This window comes from Prosthecobacter sp. (assembly GCF_020439865.1).
Taxonomy (GTDB): Bacteria; Verrucomicrobiota; Verrucomicrobiia; order Verrucomicrobiales; family Verrucomicrobiaceae; genus Prosthecobacter.
This window is the reverse complement of sequence record NZ_JAGRPF010000006.1, coordinates 67,717-88,220: the sequence shown is the minus strand read 5'-3', so window position 1 is coordinate 88,220 and position 20,504 is coordinate 67,717. Positions and strand designations below refer to the sequence as shown.

At 59.1% G+C, this 20,504-nt stretch carries 14 protein-coding genes; 2 read left to right on the top strand and 12 right to left on the bottom strand.

Annotated features, from left to right (window positions below; all coding sequences use genetic code 11):
- Positions 1–6 precede the first annotated feature (6 nt).
- The 3 genes from KDL09_RS00465 to KDL09_RS00455 are packed head-to-tail and all read right to left on the bottom strand — an operon-like array spanning position 7 to position 3,898.
- The gene (locus tag KDL09_RS00465; RefSeq protein WP_294380204.1) at positions 7–1,206 is read right to left on the bottom strand and encodes a sialidase family protein; all 1,200 of its coding nucleotides are present in this window, start codon (positions 1,204–1,206) and stop codon (positions 7–9) included.
- A gap of 41 nt (positions 1,207–1,247) precedes the next feature.
- Entirely contained in the window at positions 1,248–2,723 is a 1,476-nt protein-coding gene (locus KDL09_RS00460) for a right-handed parallel beta-helix repeat-containing protein (RefSeq protein WP_294380202.1), read from the bottom strand.
- A complete protein-coding gene (locus KDL09_RS00455; RefSeq protein ID WP_294380200.1) occupies positions 2,720–3,898 on the bottom strand; it encodes a hypothetical protein in 1,179 nt (392 codons plus the stop codon). The genes KDL09_RS00460 and KDL09_RS00455 overlap by 4 nt, the downstream gene beginning before the upstream one ends.
- A 262-nt stretch (positions 3,899–4,160) precedes the next feature.
- Between KDL09_RS00455 and KDL09_RS00450 the strand changes: the two genes are divergently transcribed.
- Positions 4,161–6,206, top strand: coding sequence for a hypothetical protein (locus KDL09_RS00450; RefSeq protein WP_294380198.1), 2,046 nt, complete (start codon positions 4,161–4,163; stop codon positions 6,204–6,206).
- Between the two features lie 9 nt (positions 6,207–6,215).
- Here KDL09_RS00450 and KDL09_RS00445 read toward each other — a convergent pair whose 3' ends face one another.
- Positions 6,216–6,959, bottom strand: a complete 744-nt coding sequence (locus KDL09_RS00445) for an RraA family protein (protein ID WP_294380197.1) — start codon at positions 6,957–6,959, stop codon at positions 6,216–6,218.
- A 96-nt stretch (positions 6,960–7,055) separates the two neighbouring features.
- On the opposite strand from KDL09_RS00445, the gene KDL09_RS00440 reads away from it, so the two are divergent.
- On the top strand, positions 7,056–8,123 hold the full coding sequence (locus KDL09_RS00440; protein ID WP_294380195.1) for a substrate-binding domain-containing protein: 1,068 nt from the start codon (positions 7,056–7,058) through the stop codon (positions 8,121–8,123).
- A gap of 4 nt (positions 8,124–8,127) precedes the next feature.
- Here the strand turns inward: KDL09_RS00440 and KDL09_RS00435 are convergent, their stop codons facing one another.
- From KDL09_RS00435 to vccA, 8 genes are all read right to left on the bottom strand, one after another.
- Complete coding sequence (locus KDL09_RS00435) at positions 8,128–9,123, bottom strand: hypothetical protein (RefSeq protein ID WP_294380194.1); 996 nt, start codon at positions 9,121–9,123, stop codon at positions 8,128–8,130.
- Complete coding sequence (tmk, locus tag KDL09_RS00430; protein WP_294380193.1) at positions 9,113–9,748, bottom strand: dTMP kinase; 636 nt, start codon at positions 9,746–9,748, stop codon at positions 9,113–9,115. The genes KDL09_RS00435 and tmk overlap by 11 nt, the downstream gene beginning before the upstream one ends.
- A gap of 4 nt (positions 9,749–9,752) precedes the next feature.
- Positions 9,753–11,273, bottom strand: a complete 1,521-nt coding sequence (gene guaA / locus KDL09_RS00425) for a glutamine-hydrolyzing GMP synthase (RefSeq protein ID WP_294380192.1) — start codon at positions 11,271–11,273, stop codon at positions 9,753–9,755.
- A gap of 41 nt (positions 11,274–11,314) precedes the next feature.
- Positions 11,315–12,772 (bottom strand): IMP dehydrogenase, encoded by a 1,458-nt coding sequence (guaB, locus tag KDL09_RS00420; RefSeq protein WP_294380190.1) that lies wholly within the window; start codon positions 12,770–12,772, stop codon positions 11,315–11,317.
- Positions 12,773–12,855: 83 nt separating this feature from the next.
- Positions 12,856–13,566 carry a Verru_Chthon cassette protein D gene (vccD, locus tag KDL09_RS00415; protein ID WP_294380188.1) on the bottom strand — a complete coding sequence of 237 codons (711 nt, stop codon included), beginning with the start codon at positions 13,564–13,566 and terminating at the stop codon, positions 12,856–12,858.
- A 33-nt stretch (positions 13,567–13,599) separates the two neighbouring features.
- A complete protein-coding gene (vccC, locus tag KDL09_RS00410) occupies positions 13,600–14,832 on the bottom strand; it encodes a Verru_Chthon cassette protein C (RefSeq protein ID WP_294380186.1) in 1,233 nt (410 codons plus the stop codon).
- A gap of 5 nt (positions 14,833–14,837) precedes the next feature.
- The gene (vccB, locus tag KDL09_RS00405) at positions 14,838–15,317 is read right to left on the bottom strand and encodes a Verru_Chthon cassette protein B (RefSeq protein ID WP_294380184.1); all 480 of its coding nucleotides are present in this window, start codon (positions 15,315–15,317) and stop codon (positions 14,838–14,840) included.
- Between the two features lie 17 nt (positions 15,318–15,334).
- A complete protein-coding gene (vccA, locus tag KDL09_RS00400) occupies positions 15,335–20,245 on the bottom strand; it encodes a Verru_Chthon cassette protein A (protein ID WP_294380182.1) in 4,911 nt (1,636 codons plus the stop codon).
- Positions 20,246–20,504 lie beyond the last annotated feature (259 nt).

The window sequence follows — 20,504 nt, the reverse complement described above, 5'->3', positions numbered from 1 at the left end:
TCGAAGCTACTGAGTGAGCCAGGCGAGATTAAAACGAGCCAGGGTGAGCCGACCGCCGGCGAATGCCGCCGTGCCTTTGCCATCGCCCGCACGGCCGTAGAAGCAGAGGATGGTGCCGCTGTGGGTGACGGCGATGTCGGAATACATGCTGGGCCCGTCTTCGATGAGCTTGTTCACCGGCCACGTCTGGCCTTCGTCGCGACTGAGTTTCACGCTGACGTTTTTGCGGTCGCGGTTTTTGCCGGGCTCGGCCTTGCCCTTCTCTTTGTCGAGGTTGTGGGGATTGGAAAAGAGAATGAGACTCTCGCCGTCCTGGTTGTAGCGCACAATGCCGCCCATGCAGATGGGTTCGAGCAGCGCGTCATCAAACTTCGGCGTGCTCCAGTTCGTCACGCCGTCAGGACTAATCGTAACGAGGCGGCGATGCGCCTTCGATTCGCTGCGCACGTTGAGCATCACTCGACCGTCGTTGAGTTCGATGGCGACGGTTTCATTCGGATTGATCCATTCCTCTGTGCAAGGCACCGCGATGTCGCCTGCCTTCCAGGTTTTGCCCTGATTATCGCTGTAGATTGTCGCGGTGACGCTGGGGCGATGCGCATTGCCTCCTGTGCCGGTGGAAAGCCACACAGGCACGACCAGACGACCGTTCTTGAGCTGGATGCTATGATTCGGCCCCGTGGCGAGCACCTTCCAGTCGTAGTCCTTCTTGAAAGCCTCGAAGGTGTTCGTGATTTCCACCGGCTTAGTCCAAGAGATACCGTCGTCATCGCTGCGCTGGTAGAAGCAGCGCATATACTCGAGACAGAACAGCATGTGCACCGTGCCGTCCTTGTCGGCGATAAGCACGGGGTTGTTGTAGGTCACGTCGTTGGGATCGACGTTCTTCATGCGCATCGCGAAGGGGTTCTTCTGCTTCGGGCCTTCGACGTTGGCGATGCTCTTCGGCGCGCTCCAAGTCACGCCCTCGTCCGTGCTGCGACGCAGCAGAATGCGAATGTCATCCCAGTCACTGACGCCCGCGGCCCGCTTCCGCGCCTCGCACCAGGTCAGAACGGTTCCTTTGGCGGTCACAACGATTCCGGGGATGTGGTAGAGGTTGTAAGCGACATTATCGCCGACGGTGAAGAGATCCTGTTTGTCCATCCACCGGTCGGCGGCAGAGAGGGAACCCGAAAGCAGCAGTAGAAAGGCGAAGTGTTTCATGGTTGGCAGCGGTTCATGGTTGGGTGTGGGACAAAAGCAAACTACGGCTGATCGGATAAGACTTCGTTTCCTTGGAGGATTGTTTTGACTCCACGATCCCGTATGGACGCGGACGTCACGTTGTTTCGAATGATGTTTCCCTTGGCGGCGGCATCAACCTCGATCGTGCCGGCTGTGTGCGTGTTATCCGCCCAGATCCATGCACTACTCTTGAGCACCTGATCGCCTGGGTGGCGGAACATGTTGCCGCGCACGGTTATACGGCGTGAGACCATGTCAGCCGCAGGCACGGTCAGCAGCTTTCCTTCGCACACGTTGTCGGCCAGCAAGATGTCCTGAATCTTGGTCATCGCGGGCGTCGTGCGATCATGAAACTGCAGATCACCATCGAAGACATTGCCCGTCATGGTGATAGCCTCATAAGTGCAGCCGCGTGATTCCTTGCGCGTCTCGAACCGCAGGGTGTGCTTGAACTCCGTCGTCTGATTGCGGAAGACATTCCCAGTAACACTGACGTGGGAGACGGTGGTGACCAGCGGCAGCGGTTCGGTGCGGAAGACCAGGCAAGCACCCCACCGGTTCAATTTCACCCCAACCGCGGGCTCGACGACGTTTCCGGAGACGGTGATGTGATGGGAGCCCTCGGTGATGTTGATGCCGGTGCGGATGAAGAACACCTGATTGTCGCAGATGCGGACATTGCGTGAGCCAAAAATCACCTGCGGACCGTCCTCACAATTGATGATGTAATTGTCCGTGATGAGGCCGCCGTTGCATTCGGCCAGTTCGACCGCCTTGTTGCCGCAGGTGTCGATGAAGTTGTGATGCACCTGCCAGTTCTTGAACTGCGACGCCATCCGCTCCGGCGTGGTGTAAACCTCCGCGCCCGCGCCCTTCCTGCTCGCCGCCTCAGCTTCTGCGGCAGGAATGACATGCTTCGCCAGATACATGCTTTCCGCCGGTTTGGTGCAGCCTGCGGCCTGTTTCGCATCATAGATCCAGCAGTTGCGAACAGTAACGTTGTCGCAGGACAGCAACATTGACTCCGGCTCGTCCAAACGCGCGTTGAATCCCATGATGGACCCGCCGCCGATCGCCTTGTCATTGCCCGTGTAACGCAGATTCTCGATCACGACGTTGTTCGCAGGCACTTTGGCCGATCCGATGCGCAAGGGAAAGTAGCGCAGCTCATTCGGTGGCGTCTTCGGATCGAGGTAGATGTGGGTCGCATGCCCCTGCCCTCGCAACGTGACGTTGCTCTTGATGATCACGGTTTCATCCCCGCTCTTGCGCGAGAGTTTGAAATCGCCCGCGCCGAGAATTACCACGCCACCGCCTGCCGCCGCCACTTTGTCGATGGCGGCCTGCAGCACCTCGTCCGCATAGACGTCTGGTCCGGGTGCGAGAACCTTGAGACCGAAGGCCGTTTCAGCCGTCGGTGAAGATGGCCCTTGGGCGAATGCTCCCATCCCCAGGCACAGGATCAATCCAACAACGGCTGTTTTAGTGGCGTTCATGGGTGATTCCAAATGATCTTGGCGAGCAGCACGCGGTTGGACTCGTCTTCGCGACCTTTTGGAAAAGCCATCTCGCTGCTGATGACCCAGGTCTCGCCCGCATTCACATCGACCGGCGCATAGCCGCCGCCGAGATCGACGCCCGTCTCGGGCATGAGCACCTCCTCGGTGACGCGGATGAGGTGCAACTTCTCAGGATCGACGCGCGCGATGAAGATCGGGGCGCGATTGCGAAAGACGTGGTCGTTGTTCGCGCCTTTGCGGGTGTAGATGAGGTAAAGGCCGTCGCCATGCGTGATCCAGTGCTGCTGAGTGTTCGCGCTGAGCAGCGGTTGGCCGTCATCGAACTTCCACTCAACGGTCGGCGTATAGTTCAAACCATCGTCGCTGCGAGCAACGTGGCCGTTCTGCTCACCACGCATGGTGAGGAAGAAACGACCTTGGAAACCGCACACGGACGGCTCATACAATCCTCGCGGAATGCTGATCGTATGTTCGCTGCCGTGCTCGACATAGGCCAGCTTCTCACCATCGAACGTGCAGCGCGCCACGACTGTCGTGTAAACGCGCATCTGGGGGTCGGCTCGATAGCGCACCGGCAGCAGCACTTCGCCATTCGGCAGGTCCCAGCGTTGATTGCAGCCCGCATTTGGCTCGATGATCGGATGGCCCGCGTGATCCTTCTCCGGCATGGCCATGATCTTCATTTCCGTCCACTGGTTCGTGTCCGGCGAATACACGCAGTAGGCCACGCGTTCCTGTGAGCGGTCGTCCTTGGCTGCGGTGTCCTTCGCTTTGGCAAGAAAGCCAAAGCACTTGCCGGTTACGAGCAACTTGCCGGACATTGCGTGCCACTGCGGGCAGATGTCGCCCATGACGCGCTCGATGCCGTCAGGAAAACGCTTTCGATTGAGCGCATCGATGCGCTTCGGCGTGCTCCAGGTTTTGGCACCGTCGGTCGTCTCGGTGATGTAGATATCGCGATAGCCGTGCGAACCGCGCTTCTCGATCTCCTGTGTGGTGACGATCACGCGCTCACCCGGCAGCACCGTCGGCCGCGATTGCGACCAATGATACGGGCCCGAACTGGTGAGCACCGTGCTGTTCTCGACGCGGAAATCAGCGGCACACAGAGAAGATGTGACGAGCAAGGCAAAGAAGAGGGTCGGCTTCATGTCAGTCATTGACGGTAGAATGACGCGTGAGCACCTGCGATGTTGCTGGTCAAGCCACGTGACCAACGCCACTCACCCTGTTTTGCCCTCAATGCAAAAGCAGCATCGAGCAAGCCATTCGTTAGTTCCCACCTAATGTCGGATCGCCCATTCAGCCAAGGTCGCGATATTCGACCCATATGGGCACGTTTGGATGCGAACGTCTTAGCTTGTTGCTCGAATGATCATCCTCAATTCCAATTCCCTCCCATCTTCCCTCTCCTTGGCAGCCGCGGTCCTCTTCGCGTGGTCGTCGCTTGCAGCGGCGGAAAGCGCGTCAGTGGGCAACGAGTTCATCCAGCGAGAGGTTTCGTGGGTTGGCGGCAGGCTCAGCACCATCAGCATCGCCAATCGCGCTGGTCAAAGCGAGGTGCGTGCCGGAGGAGGGGACGAGTTTGCCATCACGATGCGCACCGAAGGATCGACAACGGAGCACAGGCTGACGGCGTCGGATTTCACCGTGAGCGGAAGCCTGCCCGGACGGGAGGACTCGTCGGTGGATGTGCGACTGGCTGGCCATGGCGCGCCCTTGGATGTCGTGGTGCGCTACTCCGCAAAGCCCGGCGAGCCCTGGATTCGCAAGCAGCTCATCGTCACTGCGCGCGAGCCATTGCAAATCACCAAAGCTGAAGTCGAGCACCTCGGCGTGGCCGATGGCTACGCTCCCTACCAAGCCGACCAATTCACCGCGCGTGGTGCCGCGCAATGGCGGCCGCCGCTGGGCCAGCCGGTTTACACGCGGACGAGCGGGACGTGGTGGGGCATCGAGTTCCCCGCGGCGCGCAACGAGGTGAAGGACGGCACGCTGATTTGCGGCTACCTCACCCGCGTGGAGCTCAAGCCAGGCGAGACGTGGAAGAGTCATCCATCGATGGTCGGCGTCTCAGACAGCCCGACCTTCATCAAAGATGCCTTCCTCGACTACATCGACGCCACTCGAGCGCGTCCACTGCGGCTGCAAACGCAATACAACTGCTGGTTTGACTACGGGAAGGCGGTGGACACGGCGAAGTTCACCGCGAGCGTGCGAAAGCTGAACGAGGAGCTGGTGACGAGTCGCGAAATGCCGCCTCTACGCGCCTACGTGATCGATGATGGCTGGCAGGACACGACCAAGGACTGGTCGAAGACCGGTGTGTGGCCGGTGAATGCGAAATTTGAAAACAACTTTGCCCAGGCCCGAGAGGAGGTGGCGCGGGCGAAAAGCGCCCTGGGCTTGTGGCTGAGCCCCGGCTGCGTCTTTGGTGGCCAGCCTGCGATCCCCAAGATGCGCGAGGCGGGCTGGCGGACGCTCGACCCATGGATGTCGATGACAGGAGACGCCTACATGGACGCTCTCGAAAAACGAATGGTCGAGCTGGCTGCGAGCGGAGTCGCCTACTTCAAACTCGATGGCGTTTTCGGTCATCTCAACACCCGCAACTTTGACGTCGAAGGCTTCAAAGGCAGCGAGGCGGAGCTGAACGACGCCCGATACGATGAGGCGAAGGAACGCTACCTTTCACTCGGCTCGGAGCGGCTGATGAAGATCTTCAAGCGAATGGGAGCGGCCAATCCGAATGTCTACATCGTGATCTCCAACGGTGCCTTCCTCAGTCCGTGGTGGCTGCAGCATGTCGATGCTGTGTGGATGATCAATGCCGGAGACGCCGCCAAAGGCGCGGACCGCACCGGTGAGCTGGTCTATCGCGATGCCGCCTACTTCAAGCTCGCGTCCACCACCGGCGACAACACGCAATTCCCCCTGAACTCGCTCTTCAATCATGAACCGAAGAAGACGACGACCGGCGAGGACGCGGAGGTTTTTCGCCGCTATCTGCTCATGAGCCTTTCCCGTGGCACGGGTCTCGTGGAGCTGTACCTCAAGACCTTCGAGCTGAGCGAAAGCGACTGGGACGTGCTGGCCGATGGCATGAAGTGGGTGCACCGCGTGTTTCCGGCCTTCAAGCGTGCGCGGATGATCGGCGGCGACCCGAAACACGGGGAAGTCTATGGCTACACCGGCTGGAACGAAGCCGCAGGCTATCTCTCATTGCACAATCCATCGGACGAGACGCGTGAATTTCCTATCGTGCTCGACCGGACGCTGGGCCTGCCGAAGTCCGCCGTGAGCGGAGGCAGATCCTATGTTGTCTCGACACCATTCGCCGCAGATGCTGGCTCATTGCCGAAGACGGCAACGGCGGGGCAGACGCTCATGATTACGCTGCCACCACGCGCGATCCGCATCATGGAGTACACCAACTCCGCTCCCGGCAAGACGCAGTGAGAGGCGCGCCTACCACTCCCCTTCTCGCTGAAACTTGGCTTTAGCATTCTTGCCGAACTGCGCGCCAGCTTCGGCGAGGTTGGCGAGAACCTGCTCGCTGCTTAGTCCGGCGCTGCCGCGTGCGGCAGGGATGACGGTCTGGCATTCGTTGGCGTCCATGAAACGCGAAGCTTCGAGGATGTTGGACTGCTCCTCGGGTGCGATGACGAGGAAGCCGTGCTTGTCAGCGTGAATGAGGTCACCTGAGGCGATCTTGCGGCCAAAGACCTCCACTTCGCAGTTCCAGCGGACGGGATGCACATGGGCATGACCGACGCAAAGGCGACGTGCGAGAGCCTTGAAGCCCGCGTTGGTCATTTCATCGACATCGCGGATCGCGCCATCGACGATGGTGCCGACGCAGCCGAGGGCACGGTGCATGTTGCTGTTCACCTCACCCCAGAAGGAGCCAATGGTGCGAGGTTTGTCGAGATCCTGCAAGCAGACGATCTTCGGGCCGGGAATGCTGGCGACGTAGCGGCGGTATTCGTTCCAGCCGTCGGGATTTGCCTCACGATGCGCTTTGTTGCTCGGCTCGATGACCACGGTGACGGCGTAACCAACCATCGGCCCCATCTGCGGCATGAAGTCGCGGGTCTCTTCGAGATTGAAGGCATCAGCGGCGGGATCGCGCTTCGTGATCTGCTCCCAGCCATTGTAGATGGTGGGCGTGTTCCAGCGCTTGAGTTGAAGGAGGTCGGAGTGGGGAAGCATAATGGGAATGACGAATGAGCAGCGATGAAACGTTTTCGGCATCTCATTTCTCCGTGGTCAAACGGGCTGACCACGGCCAGAATGCTGGCCAATCGCATGCATGCCATCCCAGCCAGGCCTTCCCTTATCACCCATAGCGCAGACTTTCTGCGTGAGGCCCTCATGCGCGGTGACTGGGCAGGACAACTGCCCTCGGAGCGCACGCTTTGTGCCCGTTTGCGCATCAGCCGACCCACGTTGCGGGCTGTGCTGGCTCAACTGGAACGTGAAGGCGTGATCAGCGCCGTGGAGAACAAACGACGCCAGATTCTCGCCATGCCTATGAGCGGTCGTGGTGCCGTCTCATCGCGCGTCGTCGCTCTTCTCACTCCGGTGCCGCAGCAGGCCATGCCACCTTTTGTGTTATTCTGGGTGGATACACTGCGCGAACTGCTGGCAGAAGCCGGTTATCAACTCGAGGTGCATGCCAGTCCGCACTGCTATACAACGAAACCATCCGGAGGATTGAAGAAGCTCACGCAACGGGTGCAGGCGGCGGCATGGGTGCTGTTTCGTTCGACATCGACGATGCAACGCTGGTTCGCGGAGCATGCGTCGGCGGCCGTCGTCGCCGGATCCTGTGCGGAAGACGTGGAACTGCCATCGGTGGACATCGACTACCGGGCGACCTGCCGCCATGCGACCATCATGCTGAGACAGAAAGGACACCGACGGATCGCGCTGCTGCTGCCGGATTCGACGCATGGCGGCGACATGGAGAGCGAACATGGTTTCCGCGAGGCTCTGCGCAGCAACGATGACGACGGCAGCGTTGTCATCCGACATCACGAAAAGGCGGAGCAGGTCGTGGAGCAGTTGGAGTCCCTGCTGCGACGCAAACCGGCGCCGACGGCGTTTCTGGTGGCGCGCTCGAGCCACGCGCTCACGGTGATCACGCATCTCCTGCGCAGCGGCCACCGGCTGCCACGCGACTTTGCCATCGTGTCCCGCGATGACGATGCGTTCCTCGAACATGTGGTGCCACGCGTCACGCGCTACTCCGCTGATGCGGCCAAGTTTGCGAAGCGGTTGTCCCGTCTGGTGATGGAACTGGTGCAAACAGGACACACCAGCACGAATCCTGTCCGCCTGATGCCGGATCTGCGACGCGGTGAAACGGTGTGACCTGCTAAACGCCGAATGCCTCGATGAAGCACACTTCGAGCGCGAGACCTTCGTTGACGTTGGTATGCAGGTGGCTTTCGAGCTGGCGCAGAACGCGGATGCGTTTGGCCACATCACCCGATTCCCATTTCGCAGCGAGGGCGGCGGTGGCCTCCTGAAACTTTGGCAAGTCGAGATGCTCCGCTCCCGCCTGCTGACGTGCGACATCGCCCATCCATGAGAGGAGCAACTCCATCAGAGAGGTGCGCTGCTGGATGTAGTCGGCCTCGATCTGGGCCTCAACCTGTTCTTCGCGCTGCTTAAGCCATGCACCATCCGTCGTCTTGGCGTAGTGGTCCTGCTCGCGTTCGAAGTCGGCTTCCTGCTCCTTTTTGATCGAGTCGTGAAGATCTTCGAGAATCGCCTCAAAGTCTTTCTTCAGCGAGAGCGCCGCGGAGATGCTGCCGTTGTGCCGGGAGGACATCTGCTTGAGCACATAGAGCAGCTTGCCCTCGTGCTCGGTGAAGATGCGCACACCGTCGGGAGCCATAAGCGCAATTTCGAGAACACGTGACTGAATGGTCGGCAGCAGTTGCTCTGGCTGCGAGGTCAGCAGCAACAGCAGCGTGTTGGGCGGCGGCTCTTCGAGAGTTTTGAGAAAGGCGTTCTGCGCCTGGGGATTCATGCGCTCGGCATCGACGATGACGGCGAGCTTCCAGCCGTTCGGCGCGGCGGTGCGATGAATCATCTTTTCGAGGAAGCGAACGGTCCCCGGATCATCGCCGTCGTCGCCAATCGTAATACGACGCGACTTGCTCTGCGGCCGAAGGACGATGGCCCCCTGTCCTTCCCACGCCTCCAGCGTTCCCATCTTCGTTCCAACGATGAGATCGAGCATCCGGGCCGCGAAGGCCTCATGCTGCGCCTCCTTGGGGCCGGTGATCAGGTAGGCATGACCGAGACGACCGTTGTCTCGGGCACGGGCGATAAGCTCAAGAGCATGGTCGCTTTTAAACGGCATCGGTCTGCGCGGTGATGAGCTTCCAGATGAATTCGTGCACAGCCTCCGGCGATGCAGAGGCATCGACGACCTGCACACGATGCGGTTCCGCACGTGCGACTTCGAGGTAGCCTTGGCGGACTTTTTCGAAGAACTCCGGCGGCTGGCTTTCCATGCGATCGAGTTCGCGACCGGTGGCGTGGATGCGCTGCCAAGCGGCCTTCGTGTCGAGATCGAGGAGGATTGTGAGCTGCGGCAACATTCCGCCGATGGCAAAGCGGTTGATCGCGTTCACGCTTTCGAGCGGAAGACCTCGGGCGTGGCCTTGATAAACCGTCGTGGAATCAAGGAAGCGGTCGAGGATGACGAAGACCCCGGCTTCCAACAGCGGGCGGATTTTTTCGCGGACGATCTGAGCTCTGCTGGCGGCGAAGAGAAGCAGTTCGGCCTCGGGGGTCATCGACGCGCCCTCCTTGGCATGCTGGAGGAGGTGGCGAATACTTTCGCCGACCTCTGTGCCGCCCGGTTCGCGCAGGACTTCAACTTTGCGGCCGGAATTTTCGAGCCGCTCGCGCAGGAGACGAATCTGCGTGGATTTGCCGCAGCCTTCGGAGCCTTCGAACGAAAGAAGAAATCCTGCGCTCATGAGATCACTCCCACTCAATGCTGGCAGGCGGCTTGGTGCTGATATCGTAGAGCACGCGATTCACCCCTTTGACGCTGTTAAGAATCTTGTTGGAGGTGCTGCTGAGCACTTCATAGGGCAGCCGGACCCATTCGGCGGTCATCGCGTCCTCGCTGATAACGGCGCGCAATGAGATGGCCTGCTCGTAGCTGCGTTCGTCGCCTTTGACACCGACGGTTTTGACAGGAAGCAGCGCAGCGTAGGCCTGCCAGGTCTGCTCGTACCAACCACTGCGACGAAGCTCGCCGATGAAGATGGCATCTGCCTGCTGGGTGATGGCGACGCGCTCGGCTGTGATCTCACCGGGAATGCGCACGGCGAGGCCGGGCCCAGGGAACGGATGACGCCAGAGGGCCTGATGCGGAATACCGAGGCTGGCACCGAGGGCACGGACCTCGTCTTTGAAAAGTTCGGCGAGCGGTTCGAGCACCTTGCCCTGCTCCTTGAGCTCCATGATGCGATCGACACGATTGTGGTGCGTCTTGATCTTGCTGGCGATGGATCCGCTGGTGGCGCTTTCGATCACGTCGGGGTAGAGCGTGCCTTGGGCGAGCAATTCGACATTGTCAGCGACCTTCCAGAACTCTTCGACGAACAGCGTTCCAATGATGCGACGCTTTTGTTCGGGATCGGTGACGCCCTTCAGCGCGCCGAGGAAAATCTCACTGGCGTCGATCTGCTCGATGGGGACGCCGACCTTGCCGAAGAGTTCCTTCACCTCGGCGGCCTCGTTGAGGCGCATCATGCCGGTGTCGATGAAAATACAACGGACTTTGACGCCAGCCCTCGCGAGCAGCACGGCGAGCACGGTGCTGTCCACGCCGCCGGAGACACCGCAGATGACCTCGCGGTTGCCGACCTCGGCCTTGATGCGATCCAGCATCTGCGCCTTGAAGGCTTCGATGTCGAATTTCGCCAGTGTGGCGCCGCTCTTCGTGAGGAAGTTTTTCAGGATGGCCGTGCCTTCATGCGAGTGCGTGACTTCCGGATGAAACTGGATGCCCCAGCAACGATCGGACCACTTCAACGCAACGGGAACCGCGTCCTCGTTGGTCGCGATCACCTTGGTCGTGGTGGCGAGATCCGCGCAGGTGTCGCTGTGGCTCATCCAGACCTGGGATTCGTGCGAGATGCCGCTGAAGAGATCCTCATGGTCGGTGACAACCAGCTTCGCGGGGCCGTACTCGCGCGTGACACCGGGTTTGACGCTGCCGCCGTGCTTGATGTTGAGAAGCTGCATGCCGTAGCACACACCGAGCACAGGCACGCCAAAGGACATGAGCTTGGCGTAGTCGATGTCAGGTGCGTCAACATCCGAGGTGCTGCGCGGCCCGCCGGAGAGAATGATGGCACCGGGAGACTGCAGATTCGCGAGTTCGGCCGGCGGATAGAGATGCGAGACGAATCCGAGCTCGCGGACGCGACGGACGATGAGCTGGCTGTATTGGGAACCGTAATCGAGTACGGCGACTTCTTGAGGGGTCATGGAAGGAAATGACGAATGCGAAATGACGAACGACGCCGGAATCAATGAGGCTCGTAATTGACCGGCTCCTCAGTGATGACGACGTCGTGAGGATGGCTTTCTTTGAGGCCGCCGGCCGTGATGCGAACGAAACGAGCCTTGGTGCGGAGTTCCTCAAGGGTGTTGGCACCAACGTAACCCATGCCGGAACGAAGACCGCCAATGAGCTGGAAGACGACGTCCGCAAGCGGTCCCTTGTAAGGCACACGCGCTTCGACGCCTTCGGGCACCAGTTTGCCAGAGGAGTTCTGACCATAACGGTCGCCCGCACCCTTGCGCATGGCCTTGAGGCTGCCCATGCCACGGTATTCCTTGAAGGTGCGCCCCTGCCATTTGACCATATTGCCCGGACTCTCGGCGGTACCGGCGAGCAACGAGCCGAGCATGACGAAATCAGCTCCTGCAGCGAGTGCCTTGACGATATCTCCAGAGTAGCGGATTCCACCATCGGCGATGACGGTGACCCCGGCCGCTCGACAAACCTCAGCGACTTCCTGCACCGCTGTGAACTGCGGCATGCCGACACCGGAAATGATTCGCGTGGTGCAGATGGAACCGGGGCCAACACCGACTTTGATTGCTGAAGCTCCCGCCTTGACCAAGTCACGTGCACCATCGGCGGTGACGACGTTGCCGGCGACGATGGGGATGCTGGAGCCGAGGTTCTCGCGCAAGCGGGCAATGACCTGCATCACACGACTGGTGTGCCCGGTGGCGGCGTCGATGAAGACGGCATCCGCTCCCGCAGCCTGCATGGCGAGACCACGATCCACGCAGTCTTCACCCACACCGACAGCGGCCCCAATCCGGAGCTGACCGTTGGCGTCTTTGGCGGCATTGGTGAACATCTGGCGCTTCACGATGTCCTGCTTGGTGATCAAGCCAGCCAGCTGACCGTTGGTGTCCACCAGCGGAAGCTTTTCAATGCGGTGCGTGTAGAGAATCTTGAGTGCGTCCTCGAAACTGGTCTGCGGTGTGCCGGTGGAGAGCCTTTCCCGTGGCGTCATGATGGCCGAGACCGGAGTGGATTCGTCTTCGATGTACCACATGTCACGGCTGGTGACCATGCCTGCGAGTTTGCCCTGCGCGTCCACCACAGGGAAACCGCTGACGCCCTTTTCGTGCATGAGCCGCTGCACTTCGCCGAGACGTGTTTCAGGCGACACACAGTGTGGCTGCTGAATGACGGTGTTCTCCGAACGCTTCACACGGGCCACATGCTCCGCCTGCTGGTCGATGGGGCAGTTGCGGTGAATGACGCCGAGACCGCCTTCGCGAGCAAGGGCGATGGCGAGTTCGGACTCCGTCACGGTGTCCATGGCCGAGGATAGAATCGGCACATTCAGGCCAATGGAGGCCAGTTTGGTGGAAACATTGACGTCGCCAGGCAACACCTGACTCAGTCCGGGAAGGACAAGAACGTCGTCGAAACTTAATGCGAGAGAAGGCAGATCACCCATGCGCCATTCAAGCGGCGATCAGGCGGCTGTCATGCGGAAATTTGGCGATTGTGAAAACCCGACCGGCCCCTGCAAGCAAGGAATTAAAATCCCGGCTTGTAGCTCCGCGCCTTGCCCGTAAAAGGGTCGATCTGAATGGTGTAGAAATTCTTGGGGAGATTCTCGACTTTGACGGCCTGACCACTCTCTGTGGTGACGGTCAGAAAGCTTTGCGGTAGAGTGCTGAAGCTGAGGGTCGCCAGGCCGCCCGTGGTGGTGCCTACAGAGCGACAGGATCCGTCGGGCATGAAGCGAAGCGCATTGTAACGAGCACCGTTCACCCCCGAATAACCGTTGCTGGTCCCATCACGTTCATCCTCGAAATCCTGCCCTCCGCTCGAAAGAATGGGGGACAAGCTTACATCAGGCACCACAATCACGCTATCCGGCAGACGAGCCAGGTTGTTCACCGGAACAAGCTTCTCCTCAACGGTTCCATCCGCTTTGAAATTCTCGGTGACCTTGAACGACTGGTAGGAATGAAAATTCTTCTCCGTTTCCATCCCCTCAGCAAACTTGAAAAAGCGCATTTCGACCGGGAGGTTTTGCGCAAAGGCGATTTGCTGAGCCTCTGAAATCGCCCCCATCAGCGAATCACCTGCGGACGCCAGCTTGGATGCCTGCATGGTGCGCATCAAGGCGGGGGTCGAGAAGGCCAGAAGCAGCACGATGATGGTGATCACGACCAGCATCTCGATCAATGTAAACGCGGAAGCACGCACCTGACGGCGGTGAGACAAAGCGAGTGGATTCATGGTGGAGAGGTGTGCGAGGTTTCGAAACGCAGCTTAGAGGCTCCAGCGCGACTGCTTCAGGGAAATCGTCGTGGTGAAGATACGGTAGTTCAGTTTGTTGGCAACCAGCGCCCCCTCCAGCCCTCCCAGTTTGTCGTCATTGTCCCCCCTGAGGTCGGCCTGAAATTTGCTGGCAGTTGTAAACAAACCGGCAACCTGACTGAGGAGAGCCTCGCGCATCTCGTTGTTTTCCTCACGCGCGAGATACTCACCACTTGCCTGGTCCAATGCGATCATGGTGACCTTGAGCTGCGGCGGCAGCAGGTGCTGGGTCCCCTGCGGATTGGAGGTTGAGGCCGAGCTCCCTGGCTGCGAAGTCAGGGTCGAGTCCCAGATATAGTTGGGTGCGATCGCATAGAGCGGTGTCGTGCTTCCGCCGCTTGTCTTGAGCTGCTTTTCATTCTGCGGAGAGATGATGAGGGCCAGAATGTTCTCCGCGACGGGACGGGTGAACGCACGGCTCTGTGCCGTTTCATTGGAAGAGATGATGTTGTTGGAGCTGAACACCTCGGTGTTGTACCATTTCTTCCCATTGTTGGTGCCGGTGGTGTTGTCCACGAGCGGACGATTGACCTCGGCATAGATTTTGTTCATCTCAGCCGTGGGACTGAACTCCATGAGCCGCAAACGTGAGCGCAGCGGCACGGTGTTCAAACTATCCAAAAACGCGGGACGGAAGGAGGCGTCCGTGCCCCATTCCACAAAATATCCACGACCGCACATGAGATTGACCAAGTTCTCCGTGCTCGCTTCAGTCGTGGAAGTGGCCGAAACCGTCACGAGTTTGGTGACACCCAGCGGCGCCTGGAAAAACACCGCATGGCCTGGATAATTTGATTTATTGGACGCCGCCTGGGTGAGCACCGTCGGCGTAGGACCGCAGATGAACTGCAGTTCGGACTGCCTGACATAGCTTTTTGCCTTGGAGCGACTCTGCCCGATCGAATCCGAACTCAGCACGTCGAAATCGTTCATCCAGTAAGTGTTCAACGTGGCCTGCGTGAGAGTGCGGGTTACCACATCAAAGGAGGTGCGGGCCTCACGAAACTGGGAAACACGCGAATTGGAGCGCACCCAAGTGCGCTGAACGATCCCGATGACCTGGGTCACCACCAGCATGAGGATGACGAGGAAGGTCATGGAAACCAACAGCTCGATGAGCGTGAAGGCAGAAGCCCTACGGCTGTTGAGCCGGTGCGGCAAACGTGAAGCAAATGGCAGACACATGACGGTCAGGGGGTTGCGGAGCGCGACTTGGAAACCAGGTGATGAAAACTGGAGTACGAGAAGTTCTTTGCGCTCGGAGTGAATTCATAGGTGGCGTTGGGTGTGGTGGCCAGATTGACCACCACCCTCTTGAGGAAACGCTGCTGGTCGTTGGCGGACGAGAGACTGGTGGTCTGGGAAAAGTCCATCTGCGCCACGATTGAGATGCGGTCCGAAGCCGAGGTCACCTCCACCCCCTGGTCATCAAAGAAACGACGCTCGTTGTTCCCCGTGGGCAGAGTGTCCCAAGAGGCGTTGTCGATGTCCCGCACGATCTGCTCCAAGACATTGCTGTACAACGTCAACTGAGCCGTCTTCCTTGAGATCTCGAGCCCTTGGGGCAGCAGGCCGAGAAAGGTGATGATGGCCAGGGCCGCAATGGCCACGGCCAATGTGACCTCCACCAGAGAGAACCCGGGGGCGGAAGCAGGGGGGGAGGATTTCATGCCGGTATTCATGGAGGTTACGGACTGAAGCGCTTGGTTTCGAGGGCACGGAAGCGGTAGAACGACTCCAGCGGCGTCTCACTCAGCGGGGAGCCGGACAGGGCGTAATCAGGGATGCTGGCCGTATCGTTGGGGTCGATATACCGCTCAATCAGGGTGGAACCCCGATACTCGCTGAGCACAGCATCCTTGGCAGGATCGAACTTCGTTGGTGAAGTGGACCGGGCCTTGCGCAGCACCTGGGCGCGCACATGGACGCGGAAGGTGTTGCTGCGGGTCGTGAGCCGGCTGTAGAGATTTGAATAGGGGCGCTCGCGGACGTTGTCCCCCGTAACGCGATGCTTTTCCCAGAAGCTGGCCATCTGGGTCTTACGAGTGGCCGGACTGGTCATGGGTTTCGTGGGGTTGACGGTCAGCGTACCGGTCCGGGATTCAGGGATCAGATAAAGTTCGCATATCTGACCCGGAGTGCGGAAAAGACCACGGGAGTTGACGTTGACCCCGCTGTTGCTGGCAAACCTCTCATCGAACTGACGGAGCGTTTCCTCCACATCGATGGGCCTGTGCCAGTAGATGCCATCGTCCTTCTCATTCAGGAAGTTGTCCCAGACCGAACCGCCGTTGGTAGGCTTGAACGCCTTGGCCTTGGTGACGTGCTGAAGCGGGACGGCGGTGATGAACTCCCCTTTCATCACGGCATGCATGCCGGTGGCACGGGTGATGTGGGTGAAGGGCATGATCTGATAGTTCATGTTCACACGGCCAGCCACGGAGAGGGGCTCGCTGATCGCGTAGGGCTCCACGACCGGCATGAAAAACATGTCCAGCAGGAGGTGATCTTTGGGATTGTACTCGCCTGGGTGCTTGGACTTGCTGTTGGTCACCGAGGGATAGTCTGTGTGCGGCCGGAACAGCAGCGTCTGCCAGGGCTTGTAGTCGGTGGTGGCAGGAGAGGCGGAGGCGGGGATATTGCCCCCCTTCCAGACCTGCGTCGGCATGGAGCCAAAGAGCACCGGCGAACTGATCAGGCGATTCGGCGTCATGTACACGCCGCTGCGCCAGTCATCTGTGTTTCTCCAAGTATTGTAGAAGTAACCGGACCGGTAGTATTTCGTCGTACTGAAGCGAGTATCGTAGCCGGCATAGTAGTTGCCTTCATCCGGCTTGTTGATGTAGGGGCCCTCACGGGCATTCGAGAGACCGGTGTCGAAATCTCCAAAGCTTTGTGCGGCCTTGGCCCAGTTGGTATCCCCCGGCAGGTCGGGTTGTCTGAAGTTGTAGCTGCCGGAAGTGGGCTGGATGGTGTTGTTGTTGGCGTCCACATTGTAAAGCGCTCCCTGCACCAGCTGAAGACTCGTGTTCGCGGTGCCAAAATTACCCGTGGTCGTCGGTGGCACAGCGAGCCGCTGCCCAGGCACGGTGTGTCCGTCGTAATTCGTGAAGCTGTGGATTTGCCGCAGGCTGGTGCTGCCGGTGGTCCATCCGGGGTGCGGATTCCAGTAAGTGGTGGGCGCATTATTGGGCGCGACCGCGACGATCCGGTAGTCCCCCATGGTGGGCACGAATGTGCGGGTCACATCACTCACTGCATCTGGAATGATCCCGAAAGGTTGCTCAGCGGCGCCCAACGGCTCTTGGAATGCCGCGGCGGTGGTGTCCAACCGGCCCTTCAGCGCCTGACTGAGTCGGGATTGCGGACCGTTGGCGTCCACTGGATTCGGGCCAAAAAGATAGAGTCCGCCATCAGGATAATTCGGGTTCACGGCACCGACCATCTGTCCAATGCAGCCGCGGTTGTTGTACACCCAATAATGCGGCCCTTGGCGCGAACGGGTATAGGTCTTCCGGCCAAATTTGTCCTCGGAAATATTCAAGTAGGGGTAGACTCCACTTCCAGGATTGTCGTAGGCGCCCACGAGCCCCGGGGTAGGAACCGAAGTCGTGGAGGCGGTGGACAAGTTGACATAGAAGGTCTGAACGGGAGTGTCCTTCACACTCTCCCAGAAGTGGGTGTCGTAGAGGTCGATCTTCAGCGGCCCCGAGGGGAAGGTCACCTTCATGTTCTGGGCGCGGTCCACTGTGAAAAACTTGCTCGTCAGCCCGAAGGTGTTCAGCGTGTTGTGTCCTGAGGGGTTGTTGCTGCTGTACCCCGTGTCGTCAAGGAGCAGCCCCTCACCGCGGCCGTGCCTGCCACCGGCAAATCCAGCAGGACCTGAGTGCCCGCCCACGGAGTGGACGTTACCAACCTCGAAGATATTTCCATCGGACTTGAGGATCACATCGCCCGAGGTTTCAAACAGGCGCTCTCCTCCCAGCATAATGTTGCTGATGTAGGCTCCGTTCAGGCGGATGGTCCACTCGGGGAAAAACTTCGTCCAGCCCAAGCTGGGGCAGAAAGCCTCCATGAGAAAGATGGCCTGAACTCGTTTTTGTGATGTTGTAAGCGGGGTGTCCTGCTTCAAAGTCATGTTCCAGTTGGCGGGGTCGTAACCCGGATGCTTGGACGGGTGCCACTCCGGGTGAGTTGAATCGACCACATCGCCATATCTACCCGGGGTGGGATAGGGGGGGAAGTTGGAGTACCAGCGTGCGGACTTGTCCCCATTCTGCGAGGTGTAGATGGGCGGCGGGGTCATTCCAGGATAAGCGACCACCCAGTTGGATTCCTGTCCTTGGCCAATGTTGCCGCTGATGATATCAAAGGAGGGGTCCACCCGAGGAGCGGAGCCACCCCCGCTCTTGACTTTGCCCGGACCAAACTCCAGGGCGAATTGGTCGTTCAAGCCATCCGCCGTGCAGATGAACTGGAGCCCGACCTCTGACAAGGTAAAGCTGCGGCCAAAACCACGGTAGGTGTTGCCATTTTTGGCAGTCCAGACAGCCGGAGTCACCTGGCCATGCCCCGGCATGACCCCCGCATTGTCACTGATGTCCCTGTTGTTTTGATTGCCTTGGATGGCACGGGCGGGCGGCGTGAGGCGTGGTTCGGTGTAAGTATAGAACTGCTTACGGACACCATCGCGGAGAACGTAACGCTGCGTGCCGCCATAGGCGTTGCCATTGGCCACATTGTAGCCGGCACGGCCATCATTGCCGCGGGCCAGAACACCATCATACAGGTTGGTGCAGCGAATGTAGTCAAAGAACTGAATGGCCAGCTGGTTAACGTTGTCGCTGCCATACTTGGCACTGAAGTTCGTGGAATTTCCGCCTGTCGAGTCCAGCTTTGGCCAGGTGAGTTCCGACATCTGGGTAGCCAGATATTCGAGGAGCCTGCTGTTTCGCTTCAGGCCGCCGTGCGGATCCTCCAAGCGCAGGCTGGAATCGCTGCTGGTTCCCTGACCATTAACATCGTGAGTAGGATGATGGGCCTGGGAGCGACGGAAGATGTAGCTCTTCGCCACGGACGTGCTGCTGCCGGTGGAACCACGCATGGAGGAACACAGCGCGATAATGTTGTCAAAAGTCGTGCGACGGGGATTGTTGGGACTTTCATCAGCATCCACCGGCCACATGCAGACACGCGGCAGACCGAACATGGTGAACTCCGGCGCCCGACTGTGGGCGGTGAGGAAGAAACGGGAACGTTCGAGAGTCTGGCGGCTGAACAGGTCGCGGTTCGCCATCCCCGGCATCGGATATCTGGCGGGCGCACGGCCATTCTGCTGGGAGAAATCACGATCTTTGAAAATCATTTCATCAACGCTGGCATAAAGCCGTTCCGTGCGAACAGCGCTCGCGTCGACCAGGGTCGAGACGTTGCTTTCGCCGTAGCTGCTGGAAAAATCATCCAAGACAAACGGCAGCGTACCGGCGCGCGAACCGCCACGGGCGAGTTTCGGGGCCATGTCGTAAATGTACTCTTTGATGTCCAGGACATCAGACTGGCTCATTTTCGAAACGGTACTGAACGGATCCAGATCAATGTTGGGAGCCAGCACCGCGCTCAAAGCGACCGTGGCAGGATGGCCAGGATAACGCTGATACTCGCCACTGGCGGCAGGGTAATGCGCCCAATGACGGTCCCGATCATGGTAGTAGAAGGGAGTCCCCATGTACGTGGGCTCCGAAGCGGTGTTGATATTGACTTTGCAAGACTCGTCGTCCGTCCAGAAGGCGATGCGGCCAACGATGGGATTGTCCACCGAGGGAATCGCACCCCCGGCTCCCTGGAAGGTGTTGTTGGCGTCCAAAGTGCCAGTCGATCCATCCTGCAACAGATACATCCACTCCACCGGCATGGGCAGGCGCAATCTCGCAGGATTTCCAGCGGCCTCCGACGGCAGCACCACATCGCTGGCATAGCTGACACCACCCTCTGTCTTCTCGCTATACGAGAAACCTTCCACCTGATCACCTTGGGAGGTTTGTGATCCCTGATAATTCCAGTTCGCACGCGGATCAATGACGGGGAAATAAACGGCCGCAGTGCCAGACTGCAGCCCCATGCGCACCACCGGTTCATTGAGGTCAACATAACGCGCCGGGTAGTTCTTCCAGTCCGTGGGAGCCTGATCTTCTGTCAGAAGAGCCGCCTCGCCAGCTGCTCCCGACCCGTTCGCCTTCATCTTCGAGCTGGAAAACAATTTGTAGGCCGTGCGGAAGGTGCCGTCGGCGTTGTAAACACGCACCATGCCTGGCTGGGTGGCGTGAAACGCTTTTGCAGCGGCGGTATACTCCTTTGGATTCCCAACGGGATCGTAGTGTCCGTTTTGGATCTGCGCCTGAACGATGGCGACTGCCTCATCCCCCAACTGCTTGGCGGAACGGCCAGAAACAAAGCTGGTGGTGGATTTGTATTCCGACTGGGTAATCGAGAAAATGGCCACCATCAGGATGGCCATGAGGGCCACTGTGGTAATGACCATGATGAGCGCCATGCCCTTGCGCCGCGTCTTGATGATCCGCGAGAGTTGAGTGGTATTCATAAGCTGTATGAGCTGAATTTTACTGAATTAGTACCATGCTATGAGTTTGGACACCAGAGAGCAAGAGTATTTATTATGTAATTACAAGCTCAGCTTGGTTTCCAATACAGTGATCCTTTGCCTATTTGTAACGACATAAGACGATTTACTGAATTATGACGATGCTATGACTTTAGCCACCCATTGACAAGAGTATTGATCATGTAACTACCCCATGAACGATTCACTTGGTGAGCCCATCCTCCGCGAATCACGATGA

Bases quoted from the DNA above. Each gene is read 5' to 3' on its own strand.
- KDL09_RS00465 (WP_294380204.1), bottom strand. From the start codon at position 1,206: ATGAAACACTTCGCCTTTCTACTGCTGCTTTCGGGTTCCCTCTCTGCC.
- KDL09_RS00460 (WP_294380202.1), bottom strand. From the start codon at position 2,723: ATGAACGCCACTAAAACAGCCGTTGTTGGATTGATCCTGTGCCTGGGG.
- KDL09_RS00455 (WP_294380200.1), bottom strand. From the start codon at position 3,898: ATGAAGCCGACCCTCTTCTTTGCCTTGCTCGTCACATCTTCTCTGTGT.
- KDL09_RS00445 (WP_294380197.1), bottom strand. From the start codon at position 6,959: ATGCTTCCCCACTCCGACCTCCTTCAACTCAAGCGCTGGAACACGCCC.
- KDL09_RS00440 (WP_294380195.1), top strand. From the start codon at position 7,056: ATGCATGCCATCCCAGCCAGGCCTTCCCTTATCACCCATAGCGCAGAC.
- KDL09_RS00435 (WP_294380194.1), bottom strand. From the start codon at position 9,123: ATGCCGTTTAAAAGCGACCATGCTCTTGAGCTTATCGCCCGTGCCCGA.
- tmk (WP_294380193.1), bottom strand. From the start codon at position 9,748: ATGAGCGCAGGATTTCTTCTTTCGTTCGAAGGCTCCGAAGGCTGCGGC.
- guaA (WP_294380192.1), bottom strand. From the start codon at position 11,273: ATGACCCCTCAAGAAGTCGCCGTACTCGATTACGGTTCCCAATACAGC.
- guaB (WP_294380190.1), bottom strand. From the start codon at position 12,772: ATGGGTGATCTGCCTTCTCTCGCATTAAGTTTCGACGACGTTCTTGTC.
- vccD (WP_294380188.1), bottom strand. From the start codon at position 13,566: ATGAATCCACTCGCTTTGTCTCACCGCCGTCAGGTGCGTGCTTCCGCG.
- vccC (WP_294380186.1), bottom strand. From the start codon at position 14,832: ATGTGTCTGCCATTTGCTTCACGTTTGCCGCACCGGCTCAACAGCCGT.
- vccB (WP_294380184.1), bottom strand. From the start codon at position 15,317: ATGAAATCCTCCCCCCCTGCTTCCGCCCCCGGGTTCTCTCTGGTGGAG.
- vccA (WP_294380182.1), bottom strand. From the start codon at position 20,245: ATGAATACCACTCAACTCTCGCGGATCATCAAGACGCGGCGCAAGGGC.